The 24,228-nt window shown below is 41.7% G+C and carries 21 protein-coding genes, 1 tRNA gene and 2 pseudogenes; 5 read left to right on the top strand and 19 right to left on the bottom strand.

Going from position 1 to position 24,228, the window contains the following annotated elements; translation table 11 throughout:
• The first annotated feature begins 141 nt into the window (after positions 1–141).
• A complete protein-coding gene (locus A4H00_RS07175; protein WP_157770992.1) occupies positions 142–561 on the top strand; it encodes a CFI-box-CTERM domain-containing protein in 420 nt (139 codons plus the stop codon).
• A gap of 442 nt (positions 562–1,003) precedes the next feature.
• On the opposite strand, the gene A4H00_RS07165 is transcribed toward A4H00_RS07175, so the two are convergent.
• Positions 1,004–1,076 (bottom strand) — tRNA-Thr (locus A4H00_RS07165).
• Between the two features lie 128 nt (positions 1,077–1,204).
• Here A4H00_RS07165 and adhP point away from each other — a divergent pair.
• Positions 1,205–2,221, top strand: a complete 1,017-nt coding sequence (gene adhP / locus A4H00_RS07160) for an alcohol dehydrogenase AdhP (protein ID WP_067088622.1) — start codon at positions 1,205–1,207, stop codon at positions 2,219–2,221.
• A 118-nt stretch (positions 2,222–2,339) separates the two neighbouring features.
• Here the strand turns inward: adhP and A4H00_RS07155 are convergent, their stop codons facing one another.
• The 7 genes and pseudogenes from A4H00_RS07155 to ccpA form a co-directional block, all read right to left on the bottom strand.
• Positions 2,340–3,353, bottom strand: coding sequence for a DUF3114 domain-containing protein (locus A4H00_RS07155; RefSeq protein WP_067088619.1), 1,014 nt, complete (start codon positions 3,351–3,353; stop codon positions 2,340–2,342).
• 329 nt (positions 3,354–3,682) lie between these two features.
• The gene (gene thrS / locus A4H00_RS07150) at positions 3,683–5,632 is read right to left on the bottom strand and encodes a threonine--tRNA ligase (RefSeq protein WP_067088612.1); all 1,950 of its coding nucleotides are present in this window, start codon (positions 5,630–5,632) and stop codon (positions 3,683–3,685) included.
• A gap of 28 nt (positions 5,633–5,660) precedes the next feature.
• Positions 5,661–6,278: a DUF1349 domain-containing protein gene (locus tag A4H00_RS07145; RefSeq protein ID WP_067088610.1), complete on the bottom strand. Its 618-nt coding sequence runs from the start codon at positions 6,276–6,278 to the stop codon at positions 5,661–5,663.
• Positions 6,279–6,672: 394 nt separating this feature from the next.
• Positions 6,673–7,020 (bottom strand): hypothetical protein, encoded by a 348-nt coding sequence (locus tag A4H00_RS07140; protein WP_067088602.1) that lies wholly within the window; start codon positions 7,018–7,020, stop codon positions 6,673–6,675.
• 79 nt (positions 7,021–7,099) lie between these two features.
• Positions 7,100–8,416, bottom strand: coding sequence for a glycosyltransferase family 4 protein (locus A4H00_RS07135; protein ID WP_067088598.1), 1,317 nt, complete (start codon positions 8,414–8,416; stop codon positions 7,100–7,102).
• A gap of 113 nt (positions 8,417–8,529) precedes the next feature.
• Positions 8,530–9,549: a glycosyltransferase family 4 protein gene (locus A4H00_RS07130; protein WP_082815608.1), complete on the bottom strand. Its 1,020-nt coding sequence runs from the start codon at positions 9,547–9,549 to the stop codon at positions 8,530–8,532.
• Positions 9,550–9,775: 226 nt separating this feature from the next.
• Positions 9,776–10,776: pseudogene (gene ccpA / locus A4H00_RS07125) on the bottom strand (catabolite control protein A).
• Between the two features lie 346 nt (positions 10,777–11,122).
• Between ccpA and A4H00_RS07115 the strand changes: the two are divergent.
• Positions 11,123–12,205 carry a M24 family metallopeptidase gene (locus A4H00_RS07115; protein WP_067088592.1) on the top strand — a complete coding sequence of 361 codons (1,083 nt, stop codon included), beginning with the start codon at positions 11,123–11,125 and terminating at the stop codon, positions 12,203–12,205.
• Between the two features lie 511 nt (positions 12,206–12,716).
• On the opposite strand, the gene A4H00_RS07110 is transcribed toward A4H00_RS07115, so the two are convergent.
• Genes A4H00_RS07110 through A4H00_RS07095 form a run of 4 tightly spaced genes read right to left on the bottom strand, consistent with a single transcriptional unit; the run spans position 12,717 to position 16,131 of the window.
• Positions 12,717–13,622, bottom strand: a complete 906-nt coding sequence (locus A4H00_RS07110) for an alpha/beta hydrolase (RefSeq protein ID WP_067088589.1) — start codon at positions 13,620–13,622, stop codon at positions 12,717–12,719.
• Between the two features lie 7 nt (positions 13,623–13,629).
• Positions 13,630–14,022: a DUF1304 domain-containing protein gene (locus A4H00_RS07105; protein ID WP_067088587.1), complete on the bottom strand. Its 393-nt coding sequence runs from the start codon at positions 14,020–14,022 to the stop codon at positions 13,630–13,632.
• Positions 14,023–14,040: 18 nt separating this feature from the next.
• Positions 14,041–14,778: an SDR family oxidoreductase gene (locus tag A4H00_RS07100; protein WP_067088585.1), complete on the bottom strand. Its 738-nt coding sequence runs from the start codon at positions 14,776–14,778 to the stop codon at positions 14,041–14,043.
• Positions 14,779–14,787: 9 nt separating this feature from the next.
• A complete protein-coding gene (locus tag A4H00_RS07095; protein ID WP_067088583.1) occupies positions 14,788–16,131 on the bottom strand; it encodes a dihydrolipoyl dehydrogenase family protein in 1,344 nt (447 codons plus the stop codon).
• A gap of 115 nt (positions 16,132–16,246) precedes the next feature.
• Between A4H00_RS07095 and A4H00_RS07090 the strand changes: the two genes are divergently transcribed.
• The gene (locus A4H00_RS07090; RefSeq protein WP_067088581.1) at positions 16,247–16,678 is read left to right on the top strand and encodes a MarR family transcriptional regulator; all 432 of its coding nucleotides are present in this window, start codon (positions 16,247–16,249) and stop codon (positions 16,676–16,678) included.
• 259 nt (positions 16,679–16,937) lie between these two features.
• Here the strand turns inward: A4H00_RS07090 and A4H00_RS07085 are convergent.
• The 5 genes and pseudogenes from A4H00_RS07085 to tgt form a co-directional block, all read right to left on the bottom strand.
• Positions 16,938–17,783, bottom strand: a pseudogene (locus A4H00_RS07085) (VOC family protein).
• 6 nt (positions 17,784–17,789) lie between these two features.
• Positions 17,790–18,419 (bottom strand): NAD(P)-dependent oxidoreductase, encoded by a 630-nt coding sequence (locus A4H00_RS07080; protein ID WP_067088579.1) that lies wholly within the window; start codon positions 18,417–18,419, stop codon positions 17,790–17,792.
• Between the two features lie 130 nt (positions 18,420–18,549).
• On the bottom strand, positions 18,550–18,744 hold the full coding sequence (locus A4H00_RS07075) for a hypothetical protein (RefSeq protein ID WP_067088577.1): 195 nt from the start codon (positions 18,742–18,744) through the stop codon (positions 18,550–18,552).
• Entirely contained in the window at positions 18,741–19,193 is a 453-nt protein-coding gene (locus A4H00_RS07070) for an Rrf2 family transcriptional regulator (protein ID WP_067088575.1), read from the bottom strand. Before A4H00_RS07070 ends, A4H00_RS07075 begins: the two co-directional genes overlap by 4 nt.
• Positions 19,194–19,632: 439 nt before the next feature.
• Positions 19,633–20,772 (bottom strand): tRNA guanosine(34) transglycosylase Tgt, encoded by a 1,140-nt coding sequence (gene tgt / locus A4H00_RS07065; protein WP_067088573.1) that lies wholly within the window; start codon positions 20,770–20,772, stop codon positions 19,633–19,635.
• Positions 20,773–20,953: 181 nt separating this feature from the next.
• Here tgt and A4H00_RS07060 point away from each other — a divergent pair, with 181 nt between their 5' ends.
• Positions 20,954–21,802: a DUF975 family protein gene (locus tag A4H00_RS07060; protein ID WP_067088571.1), complete on the top strand. Its 849-nt coding sequence runs from the start codon at positions 20,954–20,956 to the stop codon at positions 21,800–21,802.
• Positions 21,803–22,032: 230 nt separating this feature from the next.
• On the opposite strand, the gene A4H00_RS07055 is transcribed toward A4H00_RS07060, so the two are convergent.
• Together A4H00_RS07055 and A4H00_RS07050 are read right to left on the bottom strand one after the other, a co-directional pair.
• Positions 22,033–22,965 carry a DUF4268 domain-containing protein gene (locus A4H00_RS07055; RefSeq protein ID WP_067091541.1) on the bottom strand — a complete coding sequence of 311 codons (933 nt, stop codon included), beginning with the start codon at positions 22,963–22,965 and terminating at the stop codon, positions 22,033–22,035.
• A gap of 89 nt (positions 22,966–23,054) precedes the next feature.
• Positions 23,055–24,089: a M42 family metallopeptidase gene (locus tag A4H00_RS07050; protein ID WP_067088569.1), complete on the bottom strand. Its 1,035-nt coding sequence runs from the start codon at positions 24,087–24,089 to the stop codon at positions 23,055–23,057.
• Between the last annotated feature and the right edge of the window lie 139 nt (positions 24,090–24,228).

Below are 24,228 nucleotides of genomic sequence, written 5' to 3'. Positions count from 1 at the left end.
TGTAAGGAAAATCTATTAGTAACCTTTATTTCTTATTTTCCCCCTTGACATTCTCTTTGGAATCGTTTACAACGGCCTTGCTATTTCACCAAAGGAGAATAATAGATTGCTTATGATGTATTGCGCAAGGGCAAGGTGATTATGTCCTTTGATACAAAGCGAGAAGCGACAGAGTATATCAAGAGTAAGACAGGATTCTTTGGAGATCCTGTGGATTACTACGAGATTAGGGAAACTGGTGGCTGCTATTTGACGACTGCTACCGTAGATTACATGGGATTGGCAGATGAAGGCGCGGAACTAACTGCCTTACGAGATTTTCGTGATCGCTACCTTCTCACCTTCGAAGAAGGCGAGAAAGATGTTGAGCATTATTATCAAATCGCCCCTCAGCTTGTCAAAATAATTCAACAATCCGACCGCAGGGCAGAGCTCCTCAACAGTATCTACCAAGATTTGATTCTCCCTTGCCTCACGCTCATCAAGGAAGGAAAATTCGCCGAAACTCATCAACTGTATAAGAACTATACACTGGCACTTGAAAAAGAATTGCTCCATTAGGACAGATGCCAGGAAAAACAGACAGAATGCAGCTGATTGTGATGAAAATCGGCTAATCTGTCTGGAGCGTCTGGCGTCTACTGAAACAGTCTTTTGATAAAAATAATGCGATAAAAGCCGAATGATTGGTACTTTCTCAAAAGAGACTAAGTGTCAATCATTCGGCTTTTCATTTTTGTATGAGATGATTCGATTCATTTTCAATCACTCTGACTTTTTCAGTGACTTCATCTGTCGGTATTGTTTTTTCTTATTATTATCTTGAACTAATTTCTTAACCAGTTTTATGAACTTCCTGCTCACAGTCGAAGCACGAAAGCAACTGTCACACCTCTCTAAAATTCCAAACCATTCCGGCAAATCCGCCAACATTTCCTTTGCCAAGAGGTATTTTTCAGCGCTATCGTACCATTCGATAATTTCCATAATGAATCAGAAACGATGCCGATTATAGGGCTCGAACCTACGACCTACGCGTTACGAGTGCGTTGCTCTACCAACTGAGCTAAATCGGCTTTTCAGTCATATTGTAGCACTTTTATTTTACATGTCAAGTAATAAAAAAATAGAACCTTTGTAATCGCTTGCTTTTTGAAAAGTTTGTGATATAATGAACATATCAAAACAAATCGGAGGAAACGTTATGAAAGCTGTTGTTGTAAATCCTGAATCTACTGGTGTAGAAGTTGTCGAAAAAGAACTGCGTCCACTAGAGGCTGGCGAAGCCCTCGTTGAAATTGAATATTGTGGTGTTTGCCACACAGACCTTCACGTAGCTCACGGTGACTTTGGGCAAGTGCCTGGTCGTATCCTCGGACATGAAGGAATTGGGATCGTCAAAGAAATCGCTCCAGATGTGAAAAGCTTGAAAGTCGGCGATCGTGTTAGTGTAGCCTGGTTCTTCGAAGGTTGTGGTGCTTGCGAATACTGTAATACAGGTCGCGAAACACTTTGCCGTACGGTGAAAAATGCTGGTTACTCTGTTGACGGAGGAATGGCTGAACAATGTATCGTCACTGCTGACTATGCGGTCAAAGTTCCTGAAAACCTCGACCCAGCCCAAGCAAGCTCTATCACTTGTGCCGGCGTAACGACTTACAAAGCCATCAAAGAAGCTCAACTCGCTCCAGGTCAATGGATTGCTCTCTTTGGAGCAGGTGGACTTGGAAACTTGGCTGTTCAATATGCGAAGAAAGTCTTCAACGCCCATGTTATCGCCATTGATATCAATAATGATAAATTAGAATTAGCGAAACAGGTCGGAGCCGACATCGTCATCAACGGACGTGAGGTAGAAGATGTGGCTGGTCTGATTCAAGAAAAAACAGGCGGTGCTCACTCCGCTGTTGTAACAGCTGTCTCAAAAGTTGCCTTTAACCAAGCTATCGATAGTGTCCGTGCTGGCGGCCGTGTCGTAGCTGTTGGTCTTCCATCTGAAATGATGGACCTCAGCATCGTCAAGACTGTCCTTGACGGCATTCAAGTCGTTGGCTCTCTTGTCGGAACTCGCAAAGACCTCGAAGAAGCCTTCCAATTTGGGGCGGAAGGACTCGTTGTCCCAGTCGTTCAAACTCGTCCAGTCGAAGACGCTCCTGCTATCTTTGACGAAATGACTGAAGGAACGATTCAAGGTCGGATGGTACTTGATTTCACTCACTAATTTATTTTCTATACTTTATACAACGCAACAACCGCTGAAGAATTTCTTCGGCGGTTGTTGCGTTGTTATCGAATCCATCTTACCAGGCTCTTCAGCATCGTCCCATCTTTTTCTGGTCTCAATCTCCCCTCATCATGCGTTTAAACTCTCTTACAACCAACTTGGTCTGTTGATAGTTGGATAGGGCATTTTCCGCATACAATCCTTGCGGGTTAAAATAGCTACGGTCATAATCAGCTTCACATTTACCGCTACGATTGGGCGCTCGAAAGCCTTTGGTAGCTTGATTTCGAAAAACGGGATCATGAGGGCCAACCGTATCAACATCCAAGTCCCAGTGGCGTTTACCAGCCTTACCATAGTTAAAACTAGCCCCATTGACAATCCCGATTTCATCTACTTTCTGAGCATCCATTTCATTGAGAAAGTTACCTCTACTGTCAAGGATAAATTCCGTATGAAAATGAATCAAAATCTTGATATTAAAGGACGAATAGCCTGACGGATACCGCTTTTCACCATTTTCAAACTTGAGCTTGTTATGCAAGCGAGCAGACGTTCCGATTGTATAATCCTTCTTCCAAGACCACCAAGGATAGATTTTTCGCAGATAACGTGCAAGAGCACGGCTATCTGTTTCTCCCACTTTTTTCACATACTGGCGGATATACTCGGCCTGCTGACTAGAGATAACATAACGCAGTTGATGGACTTTCCTTGCCAGTAAGTCTTTTTCTGCCATACTCGTTCCTGGAAAGGTTTGATCAACAACATGGGACAAGTCCCACCAAAAAGGATCATGAGGAGCAAGATTCGGATGAAAACGAGCGACTAGGGCTTGATTTTCAGCCAATTCTCCTGACACATCATCTGGCATTCCCACGATAGCAATGACAATCTCCAAGAGCTGTCTAGGAGGCAAATAATTTTTTTCCAACTGCCACAGCTCACGAAACAAAGCTGAGCCAATCCGACTGTCTGCCAGATCCCATTTTGAGGCTACTAGCTTAGTCAGGACTTGGTCTGACCAGCCTTGAGCCTTTAAAGCTAAAAATTGCCCTGCTATACGGTAGCGTTCTTCCAGCCCTATCTGGCTAAATTCCCACTTGCGTTTCGATAAGATTTGCCACATGATTTCCTCCTTTCCAATTCTAAAAACTATTCATAGAGTTATAGTAGATTGAGAAAGGAATAGGACAAAGCAAGGAGCTGTAGATAGAACTGGCGTTCATCAAAGCGACTGAACGATGTCCTAACCTTTATTCAATTCACTATACTTCATTGAGTAGCGATTGGGTATCCAAAAATGACGAGCTATAAAATAATAGGAACTGAGTTTTCTCAGCCCCTATTGTTTTGTCTATGCTAACAGAATTTCAGACATAGCTGAAGATTTCATCAACTGTGTGGGGTATCACAACAAAATCGATTGATTCGAAAGTTCGATTGTTGCTCCGCTACCTAGGCATCTTTTGGGGCGCGGGAGTAGTTTGCAATATCTGCTAAGATTTGCTCTTTGAAGTCTGCAAGACTCACTGTCTGCGTTTCCTTGTGTCCATAGCGACGAACGTTAACTGCACGGTCTTCCATTTCCTTATCTCCGACAATCAATTGGTATGGAATTTTACCAGTTTGACTTTGGCGAATCTTGTACTGCATTTTTTCATTTCGCTCATCAACAACGGCACGTACACCATGATTTTGCAATTCTTTAGCGACTTCCCAAGCGTAGTCCACATGTTTTTCATTAGAAACAGGAATCAAGGTGACCTGAGTTGGGGCAAGCCAAGTTGGGAAGGCACCTTTATAGGTTTCAATCAAGATAGCAGTGAAACGCTCCATAGTAGAGATAACTCCACGGTGAATCATAACTGGGCGATGTTCTTCTCCGTCTGCTCCAATATAGCTTAAATTAAAACGTTCTGGAAGCAAGAAATCCAGCTGAATCGTCGATAAGGTTTCTTCATTTCCAAGAGCTGTTTTCACTTGAATATCCAATTTTGGACCGTAGAAAGCAGCTTCTCCTTCTGCTTCAAAATAATCCAATTCCATGTCATCCATGGCTGCTTTTAACATGGATTGAGCATTTTCCCACATTTCATCATTATCGTAATATTTATGTGTATCTTCTGGATCACGATAAGACAGACGGAATCGGTAATCTGTCAAGTTGAAATCTGCATACACATCAATAATCAATTGAAGCGCCCGTTTAAATTCTTCTTGAATCTGCTCTGGCGCGACAAAGATATGTCCGTCATTCAAGGTCATTTCACGGACCCGTTGCAACCCTGAAAGGGCACCTGATTTTTCATAGCGGTGCATCATCCCAAGCTCAGCAATACGAACTGGCAATTCGCGGTAGGAACGCACATGATTTTTATAGACTTGAATATGGTGTGGACAGTTCATTGGACGAAGGACGAATTCCTCACCGTCTCCCATGTCCATGGTTGGGAACATATCCTCTGAATAATGATCCCAGTGACCAGATGTTTTGTACAATTCAACGGAAGCAAGTGGTGGAGTGTAAACATGTTGGTAGCCAGAAGCCAACTCCTTATCCGTAATATAGCGCTCCAAGGTACGGCGGATTGTCGCTCCATTTGGCAACCAGAAAGGCAAACCTTGTCCTACTTCCTGACTAATCATGAACAAATCAAGCTCTTTACCAAGTTTTCTGTGATCACGTTCTTTGGCTTCTTCCCGCATTTGGATGTATTTCTTCAAATCGTTTTTGTCAAACCAAGCTGTACCATAGACCCGTTGCATCATGGCATTATCACTATTTCCACGCCAGTAAGCACCTGCTACGTTGAGCAATTGGAAGACTTGAATACGACCAGTTGACGGCACATGAGGACCACGGCAAAGATCTACATATTCTCCTTGACGGTAAATGGTCAAACCACCCTCGTCCTCCGAATGCTCCTCAATCAACTCCAATTTGTACGGATCGTGTTTGAAAATCTCACGCGCTTGATCCTTTGACACTTCCTCACGAATGCTTGGGAAATTCTCCTTGACGATTTTCTTCATCTCTTCTTCAATGGCAGCCAAATCTTCGTTTGAAATCTGTCCAGCCTCATTGTCTGTGTCATAGTAGAAACCGTCTTGAATCGCAGGACCAACTCCCAAATGAATGTCTGGGAAAAGGCGACGGGCTGCTTGGGCAAATAAATGAGCTGCTGAGTGACGCAAGATGTCAAGCGCATCCGCGTGGTCTGGAGTGACGATTTCAAGTGAACCATCTTCAACAATCGCACGAGTGGTATCAATCAATTTGCCATTGAATTTACCAGCAAGTGCCTTTTTAGCTAGAGAATTGCTAATTGATTGTGCAATCTCAAAGGTTGTAACACCAGACTCAAATTCGCGCACAGCGCCATCTGGAAATGTAATCTTTATCATGTTTTTCTCCTTATTTTCTAGTATCAATTTAAACGAAGTCATCAGGTGCCTGACCATCATGAGCCAGCCACATGCATTCTCCTAGGGATAGGTTGGTAAAGCGAGCGGTGAAAGATGAATCTTCTGGACTGCAAGCATAGATACCAAAAGAAATGGTTTCTTTCGCTTCATGCAAGTGACAAATCCGCATCTGCTGGAAATGCTGGCCATCTGTCGAACATTCAAGACGGAAATCCTGACCTCTGCGACTCAGACGATACCACATCTCTCTTACATCTGCTGCAATCTCTGTCGTGGCCCAGTCCGAATAGCCTTGATTGGTCACGACACTCCCCAAATGCTGAATGGTCTCATTTTCATACTCAATCGAGGCTTTGAGCCAATTTTCACTATCTAGATAAACCACAACACCACATTGATCAAACCGATGCTTGCTATCAAACTGCGTCTTTACGACAAAAGAGAAAAATTCCTCGTCTGTCTCCATTTGTAGCACTGGGGCATTGTCATTACGGAAATGGTAATAGGTTCGCTGCCAAAGATCCGTATGCGGCAGAGTCGTTATCGTGATTTCCTCATCTGATAGACTGTAGGCAGCAGGCTCCCTCGTCCACTTGAGCTTATCAGCTGTAACTGTAGAATTCATCGCAACTTCCTTTCTTAAACTCCTTAAAAATCATCGCCTTTCATCTGGGTGACCTATCACAATTTTCAGTTGTGAAGCAAGTGATTTTCATAGAGCAGTAGTCATCGCCTTTTCACATAAAAAACGACATCCCGAAAAGGACGTCGTAACGTGGTTCCACCTTCATTCGTGCTGACCAACTATTTACCTCATAGAAATAGGGCAAGCACCTCGAATCAGCTCTATCGTAGCAACCGTTTTATGTTTTCATAAAAGCTAGGAGAGGAGTATCTTATCAGGCTTTTTATGCGTTTGCAGCAACCACGCACTCTCTTGAAAAAAGATCCTAACAGACTTGTCTCTGATTGCTATTATAGCATCTTTGGACGAAATTTCAAGTGTTTTGCAGATTTTTTCAGCCCAACTTGTACAAACGTCTCATCCAGTAACCAAGTCCATTTCCCAAAAGAGCTAGTAAACTATACAACACTTGATAAAGGAAAATCCATTCTTGCCAGAAAAGCATCGTTAGAGGAAAGAGAAAAAATACAAAAAGTACATACCGAACTTTAAAACCAGCTATCATCCCATAGACAAGAGCAGCCAGAAAAACGACGACAGGAATAAAAAACATTATATGGTTTACAAAAAGTGATTTTTGAGCCAGTGAATCACTACTGATATACGGAATCAGTAAAGGAAAACCGGCATAGATAAACGCTATCAAAAGTAGAAATAGACTATCTCTTTTTAATTCTTTCATAATAAATTATCCTCTCTATGTCTAATTGTTCAGACATACTCCCACTACTTCTTAATCGAACGCTGTAAAAAGAAAGATGCTAATCCTCAAAATAATTCCGAATCAATTTTACTTGCTCTACGGATTTTTTTACAATCGTTGCCGTCGTGTCCGATGACTTGACAAAGGCTCGTTTGGGTAGACTAATCGCTTCTTTTATTAAGGTTTCTGCTGTGCTATCTTCATTGATGTGTTCCCGTCTAAAATCATGGGAAATTTTCAAATCCAGATAGTATTCATAGACCCTACGACCAAAATTTTCAGCCGAAATCTCATATAGTTTTCTTTCCAACTGATAGGCATTCATGTTAGGGGTGACGACTATGGCATCCAACACCGCGTCAGCCAACTCAGCTTCACGCCGATACAGAGTACCAAACATCTTATCCGTCACCACATTCTTCAAATAAGGATTCCATGCTGCAATAATCGGTGTGCCAGAGGCTAGACTTTCTAAATAAGTCAGCCCTTGCGTTTCACTAGTTGAAGCAGAGATAAAGAAATCAGCAGCCTTATAATAGAGCGCTGTGTCACTTGGCGCTATCATTCCTGTCATCAAGATATGATTTTCTAGCTGTAAATCCATAATTTGCTGCCTCAACACCTCCGCATAAGGGCCACCTCCTGCAATGACTAGTTTGACCTTCTTATTTTCCAATAAAATCCGTGGCATAGCTGCAATAACAGCCTGAATATTTTTTTCATAGGAAATCCGTGACAGGCTCAGCAACATGGTTTCATCTTCTTGAATCCCCAAATTCTCACGCAATTCGGCTACCATATCTGACGTGATTTCTGGTCGGTCAAATTTTGCTAATTCAATCCCTGTTGGAATCACGCGCTTTGATACTAAAATATGATAGTCGTTCAGAAGATTGTCCACAATCTCGCTCGGACAAATCACCCCATCCAAATCCTTGAAAAAAGCTCGGACCAAGTATTTGACCATGCTGGGACGAATCAATTTCCCATTTGCAATATAGCGCACATAATCTTCGTATTGCGTATGGTAGGTATGCACAACGGGAATATCCAATTCTCGGGCGACCATTTTGCCTAAAATTCCTAAGGAAAATTCCGTCTGCGTGTGGATAATATCTAAATCATAACGACTAGCAATCTTCAGCGCATCTGTAAACCCCCGATAGGCGATTCTTCGATCCTTAAAGGCGAAAAACGGCACACTTGGAATCCGAATAATCTCCCAATCTTCATAGCGATTGACGTCCTTATCTGTTGTCGTAAAGATAAAGACACGATGCCCCTGCTTTTCTAGCTCTGTTTTCAGGGTCTTAATTGACGTTGCAACGCCTGATACCTGAGGAAAATAGGTATCTGTAAATAGTCCAATTCTCATGCACTCCCCCTTTCAAGAGACTGAGACAAAAGTGTCCCGCCTCACTTCTTTTCTGGCTTTAACAGTTTAGCGCAGTGGTTGTCCAGTTTGTAAAACGTTGATAAATCGCTATTCTACAAATCATAAAATTCTGACCAAATCTTCCACAAAGCCTCTGGTGAATATTCTTTTGAAATCAAGGAAGCTTTGTGCCTCAACTCAGCCAACTCTTCTGGGTTGTCCTGTAGCTTGTGTAGAATGTCCTCCATCCCTGTCACATCTTTTGCAGATTCATACTTCCCACTTAAAATGACCTTGTATAGACTCAGATCACGTAATACAATCGGACTCCCGCAACTCGCTGCCTCTAAGATTGTCATAGGAAACAATTCATTGTAGCTAGGCAACAAAAACACATCTGCCATTCCATAGAGTCTCCGCATCTCATCTGCCTCTACAATGCCTGGAAAAATGAGATTTGCAGGAGGGTTTGCCATGAGTTTTTTGTATTTCTCGTGGCCATCTGTCATACTGCCGAAAGAGAAACCACCCGCCCAGACAAAGATGACATCTGGCATTGCCTGAGCTAAGTGAGCGAAATCATCAATTCCTTTTCGCTTTTGTACCTGCCCTGCTCCCAATACAACAAATGCATCTTCAGCGATCTTGTAACGCTGACGTGTAGCCTTGTTTTCCTCATCTGTGATAGGGTTCCATTTCTCCCTATTGACAAAGTTAGGAATATAGGTCACTTTTTCCCGTGGAATCCCTAGATCCACCAATTCGTCGATAAAACTTGGATTCACCACAACTAGCTCATCCATCCGACCGTAGAAACTCATCACATACCAGGAAACAAGTCCCTGTAGCAAACGAGAAATCTTAAGACTTCCTTGCAAGGTCTCAGGCAAAAAATGGACATAGCCAATTCGGCGTCCAGTCCGCTTTTTAAAGAAGGTCGTCAGATAAAATAAGGGATCAATCGTATGATAATGGGTAATATCTGCTTGAGCAAATGGCTTTTCCACTAAAAGAAGAGCGTCTTGCCCCTTTTCTCGGAGTAAACTCGTCAATTCCCGATAGGCTCCAGACACTCCTTGTCCCTTGACCTTCTCACTAGAACTTAGCATATTGATTATTTTTTTTGTGCTCATACTAATATTATACACTACTTTGATAAATATAGTAACTGAAAATATGACATGAAAACAGCATATCGACCGTTTGAAATAGCAAACTTCTTCCCATTTCCTGAGTAATATAAAATAAAAATAGAGGAAGGGACTATATCCCAACCTCCGCTCATCTTTTTTCTACCACATCAGCCATTCGGACTGATAATTACGACAGTTTTTACTCAGTCTGTCTTGGGAAAAAGTCTTATTTCGTAGATTTTCTTTCTTTGATACCGTGGTTCAAAATCACTTCACGTGTATCCAACTCTTCCTTGTGCATAATCTTAGTCAACATCCGCATGGCAATCGCACCGATGTCATACAAAGGCTGGCTGACAGAAGTTAAGTTTGGACTGGTGAATTTTGTTACCAAGGAATCGTCACTTGTGATAATTTCAAACTCTTCTGGTACTTTGATTCCCTTATCGACAATCCCGTTGAGCAAGCCTGCTGCAATCTCATCTTCTGCTACATAGGCAGCTGTGGCACCCGCATTCAAGATACGCTCTGCAAGAGCATAGCCTTCTTCGTATTTGTATTTGGATTCAAAGACAAGACCTTCGTTGAATTTTAGGCCATTTTCCTTCAGACCTTCTTTATAGCCAGAAAAACGAACTTTTCCATTGATATCATCAACTAGCGGACCAGACACAAAAGCAATGTGCTGATTATTTTTGGCTAATAATTCAACAACATCTTTTGTCGCTTGGGCATAATCAATATTAACGCTTGGCAGTTGATGCTCTAAATCAACTGTCCCCGCAAGGACAATCGGAGTCCGTGAACGAGAAAACTCTGCACGGATCTTATCTGTCAAATGATAGCCCATGAAAATAATACCGTCTACCTGTTTTGAAAACAGTGTATTGACCACATTGATTTCTTTTTCATCATTTTCATCACTATTTGCCAAGACAATGTTGTATTTATACATGTCCGCAATGTCATCGATCCCTTTTGCCAAGGTCGCAAAATAGGCATTAGCAATATTTGGAATCACTACCCAACCGTTGTCGTTTTCTTGCTCGCTAAACCACGCGCTACCGCATTTGGTCGATAGTCCAAGCGGTCAATCACTTCCAATACTTTTTTTCGTGTGTTTTCTTTTACATTTTTATTTCCATTTACCACTCGACTAACGGTCGCCATGGAAACGCCTGCTTCGCGCGCGACATCATAAATCGTTACTGTATCATCCGTATTCAACATAATCGTAAATTCCTTTCACTTTCTTTTTATGAAAATTACGCTTTCACCTCTTTATAGTGTATCATTTTTTGAAATCCCTTTCAAGAGATAAACCACATTTTTTTGAAAAATTTTGAGAAATCAAAGAAAATCATTGGAAATGAAAAGAGCTGGAGAATCCAATCCTGCTCCTGAGCTGTTTTTCTTTCTTTTTCATTTTATTTTCTATCTATTTTCATTATCTAAAGAAAACGGCACCTGCTATCAGGAAATCCTTTTTACCTTTTCTGCTGCTTTTTACGATAAATCCTTGATTTTTCGGCTATTTTCTGCCAAAATGAAAGGGTAGAAAGAAGGTACTTTTATGACTAAAATCAATGATATACTGACACAGTTACGCAGGACTGAATTAGATATGGCTGTCTTTTCAGATCCTGTTTCGATTTACTATCTGACTGGTTTTTACAGCGATCCGCATGAACGCCAAATGTTCCTCTTTATCAGCGAAGAAAGCACACCGCTCCTCTTTGTCCCAGCCTTGGATGCCGAACGTGCTCGTCAATCAGTTGCTTTTCCAGTTGTAGGCTATGTAGATTCTGAAAATCCTTGGGAAAAAATCAAAGCTGCTTTACCAGCCAAAAACTACAACCACGTTGGACTTGAGTTTGACAATCTGATTCTGACCAAATATCAGGGCTTAAAAACTGTCTTTGAGCAAGCAACATTTGACAATCTTACTCCGATCATCAACCGCATGCGTTTAATCAAATCAGCAGATGAAATCCAAAAGATGATGATTGCAGGAAAATGGGCTGACAAGGCCGTTCAATTAGGTTTTGAGGCGATTTCACTCGCTAAAACAGAAACAGATATTATCGCTGAAATTGAATTTGCAATGAAACGTGAAGGACTTGAAATGAGTTTTGAAACCATGGTCTTAACAGGTAACAATGCTGCGAATCCTCATGGTATCCCCGGCCCTCACAAGGTAGAAAATAATGCCCTTCTCCTCTTTGACCTAGGGGTTATGGCAAATGGCTATGCAAGCGATATGACTAGAACAGTTGCGGTTGGCCAACCGAATCAGTTCAAAAAAGACATTTACGCCCTCACGCTTGAAGCCCAACAAGCAGCCCTTGACTTTATCAAACCAGGTGTGACAGCCCATGAAGTAGACCGCGCAGCACGTGAAGTGATTGAAAAAGCTGGCTACGGTGAGTATTTTAACCACCGCTTGGGACACGGAATCGGCATGGATGTCCACGAATTCCCGTCGATTATGGAAGGAAATGATCTCGTCCTCGAAGAAGGCATGTGCTTCTCTGTTGAACCAGGTATCTATATCCCTGGAAAAGTCGGCGTCCGCATTGAGGACTGTGGCTACGTAACAGCAAATGGTTTTGAAGTCTTTACTGATACCAGCAAGGAACTCTTGTATTTTGACTAACACTCGTCAAAAATCAGCTTCTCCCATCCTTACCTTGCTGAACTGTTGAAAAAAGGAACTACTCAGGAGCGAGACAAAAATCCAATTCTAAATGCAAAAAGCGAACAAAGCTCGTTTTCTGACCTTCAGAATGCTAGCTTGTTCGTTTTTTATGTTTAGTGTATGATGATAAAGAATGTCAAAACTCAACATCTTTTTGTCCTAACCTCGCTCCCTACAGTTTCGTTGCCTAGTTAAATGTTTATAGACTATCAGCAAGAAAACAAGCTAGCAAAGGGGAACCCATCGAAAAAGTCTTTTGATAAAAAATAATGCAATAAAAACCGAATATTGGTACTTTCTCAAAAGAGACTAAATAACCATCATTCGGTTTTTAGATGTTTCTTTTAATTTTTGTATTAGATGATTCGGTACAGTTTCCATCACGCTGACTGAGTCACTGGGTTCGTAAGGATTAGTTTGTTTTTATACTTTGTAACTATAGGAATGAAATAGCTCTCAACTTCAAATTCTATTTTACATTTGGATTTTGCTGGACGAGTGCCTGATAGCCTGCGACGCCTAAGACCTCTCTTGATGCTGCGTGAGCTGCACCGTCAACCAACTTGACTGTGTCTGGAGTTGGATTTTGCTCCGCCAATTGCTGACTATTTTCAGGTAAAATAAATCGATCATCTGCACCATGGATAAAGGTGATGGGAATGCTTTGATTGTTTGCAACTGCATCAATGGCACTAGTTTCTTTCATATCGACACCGTAAATATGTTTGGTCATCCAACTAACTCCCGGCATGAGAAAACTGACGTGATTGGCCTGATAACCAGCCGCAATTAAGTCATACAGATTGGTAAAACCACAATCTGCTACGACAAATTGAACCTTGGGTTGGTATTGTAAGGCGTTTAGCGAAATGGAGCTACCCATTGACTCCCCCTGAAGTCCTAGATAACTATCAGAACCATAGCGTTGGTAACTATCTTCAATCAAATACAGAAGATCTTTTGACTCGACATTGCCCAATGTTACCGTAGCAGGAGCGTTTTTCCCATGGCCACGAACGTCATAGATAATGCAGTGATAGCCCAAATTACGATAGACTTCCACATACTTGACGGCCCCATTTCGATTGGAACGAAAGCCGTGGGTGATAATCACATACTTTTTACTATTAGGATCCGCTGCCTTGACCAAGGCCGCATGCAAGGGATAATCATCCACCCCCTTAACGGTGTACTCTTCTACCTCATACTGGTCAAATTCATTCCACATGCCATGTTCTTTTTCCCATGCTTCTTCCTCAGCTAAGGTCATCGGAGTAGGTTTTACAATACTTTTCGCAAAGTAAAAGGAAGCCCCCACATAGGCTAGAACGAACATAAAAACTCCCCCTAGACCAATAACTTTCCACCACTTCATTGATGTCTCAATCCTTCCTATTTTTTGCAATATCATAGACCAGACTAAGTGTTGCTAAGAGAGGGACACTCCCTTGTTTGAAGAAAATACTGATATCACTGGTCCAGCCACCATAAAGCGCCACAACTAAAATATAAATCAGTGTTACAAATAGTAGTTCAATCTTATTTTTACTGAAAACTAGGGTGTAAACAAGTACGACAGCAATCATCAGATTGTAGACACCCTGATTTTGAAAGAGTAATTGAACCGTATCCGTCTTTAGCACCTCAACAGGAATGGCAAAGACGCGAGAGGTAGACTCTGAAGCAGTCATCATGGTCTCCAGATAAAAAATATAGAGAAATTCTAAGACAACCAGACTACTAAAAAAGCATGTGAGGTTTCCGATTTTTTTCATTTGTACTTCCTTTTCTATTTACAGCACTTGCTTTATCGGACGCATGACGACCTCATTCCAAGCAGTATCTTCCGGTAAATCAATGGCTTGCTGGATCGTTAACGCCACTCGTTCTGCGGAAATGCCGTGTGAGCGGTAAAAATCTTCATAAGCTGACTTGATGTTCTCATCAGCGACAGTTCCTACCAATTCCGTTTGAATAGCACCTGGAGAAATCACCGTACAGCGTAGGTTGCCCTCCATTTGTGCCATTTCTTCACGAAGCGAGTCTGAAATTGCTCGAACGGCATATTTAGTGGCAGAATAGACACCACCTCCAACATGCGAATGATGGCCTTCCACAGAGGCAATATTGATAATTTGACCAGCTTTTTGGCGAGCCATGACTGGAAGGGAAGCTGTGATGCCGTATAAGACACCCTTCACATTGATATCAATTGCTTGCTCCCATTCTTGAACTGTTGCAGCCATAAAGGGAGCTTGAGGCATGACGCCTGCATTGTTTATCCAGACATCCACACGTCCAAAAGTGCTCAAGGCAAGCTCTTTTAAGGCCTCAACTTGCTCCTGCTTCGTCACATCCGTCGCTGCATAGACAGCTTCGCCTCCCTGCTCTTGAATTGCCTGAACAATGGCTTTTAGCTGGTCTTCTCTTCTTGCTCCTAATACTAGCTTCGCATCGCTTTTTGCTAATAAGGTAGCCGTTGCTTCTCCAATACCCGATGAAGCCCCTGTAATTACAATAACCTTTGTCATCTTTCCTCCTTAGGCCAAGGCCATTTTCAAATCATTCAAAATACCATTCGTAACGGCTGGAAAGGCAAAAATCATCTGGTCTAAGTCCTTGGCTGTTACCTTTTGCTGAATGATGAATGTGATTAAATTGACTAATTCCCCTGCTTCATGTCCAAGAAGTGCTGCTCCTTTTAAGGTCTTGTCTTTGCCAACAATAAAGGTGATGTGTGCTTCTTCCTCTAATTTTGTTTGGAATTTCAATTTTTGTCCAAATGGTATTTCCACGATGTGGTAGAGATCAAGCTGCTGCTTAGCTTCTTCCACTGTGACTCCGACTTGGGCAATCCGTGGAAGTGTAAAGACTACATTTGGAACGACAGGATAAGCAATCGCTTCTCGCTCGCCTAAAATATGGCGTGCAATGTAGCTTGACTCAAAGCTAGCCGTTGGGGTCAATTTCGGAATGGTTTTTGAAACAACATCCCCAGACGCATAAATGGTTGGGACAGCTGTTTGCATAAACTCGTTGACCACAATTCCGCCACGGTCAGTCTCAATACCTAGCTCTTCTAGCCCAAGACCTTCTACATTTGACACACGTCCTGTCGCATCCACAATATAGTCCGTCTCAATCGCTAGCCCGCTTGCTGTCCGAACAAGATAGGCATCTTGCGTTTTGATAGCTTCTGACACAGCTTGCCCAAAATGAAAATGAACTCCCTCAGCCGTCATTTTCTCAACAACCGTAGCTACATAAGACTCCGGATAAGCAGCCAAGGCCCGGTCCGCAAATTCAACAATATGAACTTCTTTGCCCATTTTTGAGACCATTGTCGCAAATTCTAGGGAAATAATCCCCGCTCCAATAAAAGTCATGCGATTTGGTAAGGTTTCTAAATCAAGAAATTCGCGGCTATCATGGAAAAATTCATTCCCCGGTACATTCAACCTAGCTGGACGCTGACCTGTTCCGATCACTACAAATTCTGTTGTAATCGTTTCATCCCCATAGGCTACTGTGTGAGCATCAATCAAACGACCATGCCCCTTCAAGAGGTCAATGCCGACATGGGCAAACATTCCCTCCATAATTGGTGCATAGCTTCCGATTTCTTCTTGCTTATAAGCCATTAATTTTTCCCAAGAAATCTCACCACTCTTTGCGATACCAGCTTTTTCATACCGTGCCAAGCCATCTAAAAATTCAAAAGGACTTTCGAGCAAAAATTTCGCATTGCAGCCATAATTGGTACAGGTCCCAGCAGTGACATCTTTTTCGATAATGGCGACTTTCTTACCAGCCTTTGACAAGTCAACCGCCGCATGCCAGCTAGCATGTCCTGAGCCGATAAAGGTTACATCGTATTGATACATATTCTTTTCCTCCAAAATTTAATCGTGCACGATTATTCTAATAAAAGTCCTATTCTTTGTCAATCAAAAAGGTTTATGCTATCCTAGAATCACTCGCAAACGATTGGAGAAAAAAATGAACGATTTACTATCCCACCAGCTCTGTTACTCTTTTTACAATGTAGAGCGGCTGTTCCGTCAATTTTATAAGAAAAATCTGGAGAAATTTGATCTAACCTACACCCAGTATCTGGTTCTAGTCGTGCTGTGGGAGGAGGCTTCCTTGCCTTTAAAAGAGATTGGTAAACGCCTTGACTTATCCAGCAATACCTTAACTCCCTTGCTCAAGCGTTTAGAGGAAAAAGGATATCTTTTCAGGTTGCGACCTGAAAAGGACAAACGGCAACTGTATGTACAGCTAACAGAAGGAGGAAAACATCTCCAACAGGATATTAAAACGCACTTGTCAGAGTGTTTTCGCCAGATTGAAGGACTGACACGAGAAGGAGCCGATCAGTTGATTCAAGAAAATAATCAGCTGATTCAAGCACTGAAAAATAGCTTATAACTATCAAAAAGGGGAGTGGGACAAAAATCGTGATTTCGAAGAAATCGATTTTGTCGTCTCACCCCCGCAAGGTTGACTAGCTTTCACAATTGAGAATTGTGAAAGGTTGGAAATAGAGCTAGCGAAATGTTCGCTATCCTCCTCTACTAGAATGTTGATTTATCAACGTGATACAAACCAGACAACTACTGCGTCAAACTGATAAAACTACAAAAATAATGGAGGCAAGGACTTTTGTCCCGGCCTCTTTTTTGATACACTATTTCACACTAACCCGCACGACAATGCCGTCAGTATCTGTAATTTCGAGCATACGAGACTGAAGCCATCGAACAGAAACTCCTAAATGGATTGCCCGTTCGTACATCGCGAGTAAATGTTCCTTGCTTTCGACAAGAACGGTAAAATATGCTAGTCCAGCTTGGCCATTTTGATGAGGCGCAAGGTGTTTCCCCGACCATTCATTAACAGCAAGGTGGTGATGATAATCGCCAGAAGCCAACCAGCTTCCTGTCGGTATAGAAAATTTATCCTCCAACCCTAGCAAGGCTTGATAAAATGCACTGGCTGGCTGACTTTCTCGAACAGATAAATGGACATGCCCCATGCGAGTGCTTCTTGCTAGCTGAAAAGGCTCTGTATAAGCCCCATCTTCATACAATTCTTGCGCAGCCAATTCCTCCGTCACACCAACAATTCGCCCATCTTCTCGGATATCCCACTGGATCACATCCTTGTCATGATAGATTTCGATGCCATTTCCTTCTGGATCTTCCAAATAAATGGCTTCGCTATAGCCATGATCTGACCCTCCCACCATCGAAATGCGGTTCTCCACCAATCGTTTAAAGATAGCTGCCAAATCTTTTCGTTTAGGAACTAAAAGGGCTAGATGATAAAGACCATACGTCTTGGATTTTCCTTGAGTAGCAGGTAACAGACGAACAAGCCCTTCCTTTCCTACTCCTAATAAGACCTCTGTGTCAGTTTCTGCAAGCACTGCTAAGCCTAGTATCTACTGATAAAATTGACTAACCCGATACACATCCTCCACATAAAGCGCAACTTCTCCTAGATAAATCTGACTGTGGTAGGGATACATGATGTCAACCTACTTTCCAAGAACAGAAATCCGCTCATTCAGATGATTGCCATTTTCGATTTCATCCACCATGGCAATCGCATAGTCTGCATAGCTCATCTTGCTTTCACCAGCTTGATTCACCGTAAAGATTTCCCCCGCAAGAAGATACTCACCTGTTTTTGGATAATCTACTTCAAAATCTGCCGCAGGACTGATATAGGTCCAATTGACCTTTGATACCTTACGGAGTGCTGCTAAGCCCTTACTCATCGCCTCTGCCAATGGGAAGAAACCCTCTGGAAAATCAGGTGTCTGATAGAGTTGAGTAGTCAGGCTATCATCCAGATACAAACTTCCTGCCCCACCAACTACTAAAAGTCGCGTGTCGCTTCCATCCAAAATACTCGCTACATGCTCCAAAGCAGTCGTGTGTTGCGGCAATGTTTCAGGAGCAAAAGCACCAAAAGCACTCACTACTGCATCAAATCCGCTCAAATCTGCTGATTCCAAGTCAAATAAATCCTTTTGCAGAACCGCTTGTGCTTGAGATTGATTACTTGAGCGAACAATCGCTGTCACCTCATGGCCACGGGCTACTGCTTCTGCCACAATCGCCTGTCCTGCTTGTCCATTTGCTCCAATCACTGCTAGTTTCATTTCGTTTCTCCTTTTGTTGTAATTATTTTTGTTACAACAATTCTAACACATACTTGTTGTCATGTCAATCATTACAACTCATATCTCACTTCGTCAAAAAAAGACTGGCTCAACCAGTCTTTTCTATATACTACTCCTCATCCTGTTTTGACTTAGAAATCAGGCTAGCAATGATGATGCCAAGTAGCATGCCAAACACTGGTCCCATTACCAGGCCAATTGGAATATTATCTATCAAACTACCGATAACAAAACCTAGAGAGACCCCAAAAGACGAACCAAGGCTGATTCCGATAGCTAGGGAGTTGTCAGTTGTTTTTTTCATATCCTATTTCCTCCTAAACGACTCTTGCCCTGTGCATCTTGAACCAAATCTGCCAGACTTGTTTGGTTAAGTTCGGCTTCCAAAGCCCGCTGGGCAGCTTCTAAGCGATCGTCTAGCACGGCATGGATGTTGCGACCGATATTGCAATTTGGATTGGGATTATCATGAAAACCAAACAGCTGACCGGATTGTCCCAAACTATCAACCGCCTCGTAAATATCATAGAGCGTAATAGTAGACAAGTCTTGAATCACCTTGGCACCACCTGTCCCTCTTGCAACACTCACCAGATTAGCAGCCTTTAACTGAGATAGGACGTTACGAATAATCACAGGATTTACCCCTACGCTCCCTGCTAAATAATCGCTTGTTACCTTTGTCTGCTCCCCTTCTAAGGCAAGCACGACCAAGATATGGGTCGCAATTGTAAATCGACTTGAAATTTGCATATCGTCCTCCTTTTTCTTTAGTATAACTATTTTTCCTTGTAACTGCAAGTCTTACGTTAAAAATCCTAGCCAGACTGACTAGGTATTTCTTTATATCATTGATAAAACACATGAAAATCGATTTAGTATTCTTTCTAACTCACTAGATTCATTATTTTCAAGAATTTTTCTTAGAAACCACTGCACATTGAGCTGTTCAATCTATAAATTCTACAGAGGGTCTAAGACTCATTCAAATATCTTGCAAGATAAAGAACAAAGAGAGAGGAAAGGATAATCTATTCAAGGAGATTTCGCACAAAAAGTAAGGTAAACATGTCTGTCTCCCTACAGCAAGCAACGTTCACTTCCAACTAGCGAGAACAGGTTAGGACAAGCGATTGCTTGTCCTAACCTGTTCTTATTTACTTTAACACGAGACGATTAAATGATGGTTCTGTTAAAAATTACGTTTTGAACTGTTGTAGCCATAACGCTCGATAAAGTCTTCACGGAATTCCAAAAGATTATCATCCATGATTGCCTGACGAACATTCTTCATGAGCTTAATCAAGAAGTAGAGATTGTGGTAGCTAGTCAAGCGAATACCAAAGGTTTCGTCTGCCTTGAGCAAGTGACGAAGATAAGCACGCGTATAGTTGCGACAAGTGTAGCAATCACAATCATGGTCAAGTGGGGTGAAATCTTCTGCAAATTGAGCATTTTTCACTACCAAACGACCCTCGCTGGTCATACAAGTCCCATTTCTTGCAATCCGTGTCGGCAAGACACAGTCAAACATATCTACTCCACGAATTACCCCATCAATCAAGCTATCTGGTGCCCCCACTCCCATAAGATAACGTGGTTTATTTTCTGGCAAGAGTGGCGTTGTGAAATCAAGCACCGCATTCATCTCTTCATGCGACTCGCCAACGGCCAGACCACCAATCGAATAGCCTGGAAAATCCATGCTCACCAAATCATGGGCTGATTGACGACGAAGATCTTCAAAACCAGCTCCCTGTACAATGCCAAACAAGCCTTGGTCATGTGGACGGCGGTGTGCTTTCAAGCCACGTTCAGCCCAACGGCTAGTCCGTTCGATTGATTTTTTAACATAATCATAGGGCTGATAGAACTGCGGGCATTCGTCAAAACTCATCATAATATCACTTCCGAGATTATTCTGAATGGAAATCGCCTTTTCTGGCGATAGAAACATTTTTGAACCATTAAGGTGGTTCTTAAAAGTGACCCCTTCTTCAGTAATATTTCGGCTATCCGCTAACGAATAGACTTGGAAACCACCACTATCTGTCAAAATAGCTTGGTCCCAGTTCATAAATTTGTGCAACCCACCCGCACGCGCAATCAACTCATCCCCTGGACGAAGCCAGAGATGATAGGTATTGGATAAGATAATGCCTGACCCCATTTCCTTGAGTTCCTCAGGCGACTGGGTTTTAACCGTTGCTTGGGTTCCAACCGGCATAAACATAGGTGTTGGAAAGGTTCCGTGCGGTGTGATAATCTCCCCCAAACGAGCCCCTGTGTGCTTTTCTTTCTTGATCAATCGATATTGAATCGGTGATGTCATCTTCTACCTCCCACTAGGAAAAACAGTCCTAGGTATTTTGTCTTGTCTACACGATTTCTTCTTCACGGGAAATTATTTCCCCATGACCTTATAAAAAGAAACCGTACAAGCCTCTCTAGTCTATCAAAAAAAAACTAGCTTGTCATCTCATATTATGCTACACTATTGGAAGGAGGTTTTTATGTTTTCAGTTCAACAAATTCGTGCTAAGGCACGCCAAACGATTGCAGAAACACCCGGAGCTTATCTCATTGCTCTTATCCCTGTCATTATGGGAGTTTTGATTAACTTGATGACATCATCAGAGTCTAACAATTTAGTTCTGCAACTGATAAATAATCCTGTCCCAAGTCCATCTCACATTATTAATGCAACAGCCTTTCCATTCTTATATGGTATTTTAGTAGATTTAATGGGACTATCCATATCTTTTGCTCTTTTTCAAATAATCTACAAGCTACGTGAGAAGGTCCAAGCAAAAGATGCTTTCACTATCTTTAATCACCAACGATTTGGCAGTATCCTTGTAACCTACCTAGTAAAAGCTATCTTGCTCTTTCTTTGGGGACTTGTGGCTACAATCGGACTATCTGTCATGCTCGGTGGCGCAATCTTAAGCGTGGTTGCAACCATCTCTACTCCAGCTCCCCAAGAAAATCTATTGGTCATTGCTGGCTTCATGATGATGATCGGATTACTGGTTCTGATTGCGGGAGTCGCCCTCTTTATTCCACAATTCTTCGCCTACTTCCTTGTAGAACCACTTCTCTTTGACCAATTGACGCACAATACCTATACTGGACCCATGGCCGTCATCAAAGAAAGTCGTCGCTTGATGAAAGGGTATAAAATGCAAGGATTTGTCCTTAACCTATCTTTCATTGGTTGGTATATTTTAACCTTCATTAGTTTTGGTATTGTCGGAATCTATGTCATTCCCTACTACCGTACTAGCCACCTTTACTTCTATCAAGCAGTTCTTGATGAACGGGCAATCAAAGAAAAATTTGTACAAGGCATGATACCATAATACAAAAACGAGGCTGAGACAAAAGTGTCCAGCCTCGTTTCTTTTATAGCTTTAACAGTTTGACGCATATCAATAGTCAGGGGAGTGACTATTGATACCCGAGCCTAGAAATAAGAAAGCGAAATTGACAAAATCGATTTCTGCGAAATACCGATTTTTGTCTCACTCCCCTTTTGATTACTGTACACAGATTGTTCTACATTTACGATATTGTACGAATGTAATCTCTACTATAAATAATATTTAAAAACTCTCCTCATAACAACTGTTTTATCAATAACTTCATTTATGAGTTCATCATAGTTTTCATGATGATTAAAATCTAAGCCTTCAATATAGTAAATAATTCTAGATGCTTTTTTACTATCTAATCTTTGCCAATCCATATTAAATCCAAGTTTATTCTGAATTTCTTCGGATAAGGCATATAGTTGATCAAAAAGTTTCTTATTATCATTTATGTATATTTCTATCCCTATGGAATTACTCTTATTTACTAATGTGATAGAGATGTGAGCTTCACTTGTACCAAGAGCAATATCATACCAATGATTTGTTGTTGCCTTTCTGATATTAAAAGGTTTATTTTTCAAAAGAACAACTTCATTAAAACGATTCCAGAAATTCAATTTTTCAGCCTGTGATTTACTTAGTTCTCCACTCTCTATACTGGAATTTACTGTTTTTAAGAAATCATTAGGTTTTTCTATCACCACAAATTTAGGAGCGGGCAAGGAATCCCCAATCTTGTATGCACGAATTTCCATTAGAAAAAATGAAATCTCTTTAGTCGTCTTATTATTTAACCACTCTATCGCACTTCTATGTTCTTCTCTTGCCTCTTGAACAATCCAAATCACAACATTTGCATCTAGTCCAGAAGCATATGTTATTAGCTTCCCTAGATGGTCATGATTGGTAGCTTCCAATTGATTTTCAATAATGACCTTAATCCCTGTTGTTTCATCTTTGGCAACTAAATCACAACGGTAGGACCCAACAAAAACTTCTTTATGTACATCTGTCAATGTTAGCCCTACTTCATCACTTAACATTTCAATGTTTTCTTCTTTAGATAACCATTCCGAAAAATCATATTGCTCATGTTTCCAGAGTTCTCTAATATTTATTTCTGTTAATTTACCTAGTTTCAACTGGTACACCACCTTGTAAGTTATCTTTGAGTATCCCTAGCAAATCTTACGTTTTTAGAAGCAATAGACAATAGATATATTTTCTTTTTCCAGAAATATCAATCCACCATCGCTGATTTCAAATAGGCATCTACCATACTCTCTGTGGCTTCGATAGAGTCTACATGAGTACGCTCGTAGGAATGGCTAGACTCGATTCCTGCACCAAGTAGGGCATGCTTGACATCTGCTCCTGCATGCATAGCTGCTGAGGCATCTGAGCCATAATAGGGATAAATATCAAGCTTGTAAGGAATACCATTTTCTTCCGCCAAAGCGACCAAATGCTGACGTAATTCATAATGATAAGGACCAGAAGCATCTTTGACACAGATTGACACAGTGTATTCGTCGGTCTGCTGGTCATCTCCCATAGCTCCCATATCGACAGCCAAGTATTCTACAACTTGTTCTGGTAGACTAGAATTTGCCCCATAGCCAATCTCTTCATTATTTGAGAAGTAAAAATGGGTCGTGTAGGGCAGAATAATCCCCTCTTCCTTGTACACCTTGAGCAAGTTCATCAAGATCGCAGCAGATACCTTATCATCTAGGTGCCGGCTCTTGATAAAGCCACTTTCTGTGATAACGGTCCGTGGGTCAAAGGAAATAAAATCGCCCACATCAATCCCCAAGGCGCGTGTTTCTTCAGCAGATTTTACCTTTTCATCTAGACGAATTTCCATGTTCGTCTGATTGCGCTCTGCGGTTTTCGCATCAGCGTATACATGGACAGAGGTCTGGTGCATAAGAATCGTTCCTGTATAGGTCTTCCCATTTTTAGCGACATGAATCAAGCAATTTTCTCCCTCAATAGAAGGATAGCCAAAGCCACCAATTAAATCCATTTTCAATCGACCGTCTGGTTTAATTGCGCGCACCATAGCTCCTAAGGTATCCAAATGCGCCGTCACTACTCTATGACGGCTATCATCTGCTCCTACTACACTCACCATGACACCACCCTTGGGCGTTTTCACGGCTTGATAGCCAAATCTCGTCATCTCTGACTGAACATAGTCCATAATCGCTGTCGTATAGCCTGTTGGGGAAGGCGTATTGGTTAATGTAACAAGATAATCAAGTGTGTTCATCTTTTCTCCTTTTACTTTCTATCCATCTTTTCCTTATTATACCACGTTTGTTGGCTGAATCAATATCAGAACATAAAACTCAATTTTCCACTACTTTCTTCCAGCTAGTCTCCTTTAATACTTTTCTAACGCATGCAAA

Origin of the sequence: Streptococcus marmotae, assembly GCF_001623565.1 — a bacterium.
In the GTDB taxonomy this organism is placed as follows: Bacteria; Bacillota; Bacilli; order Lactobacillales; family Streptococcaceae; genus Streptococcus; species Streptococcus marmotae.
The sequence above is the reverse complement of the archived record's forward strand: the minus strand, read 5'-3'. Positions and strand labels throughout refer to the sequence as shown.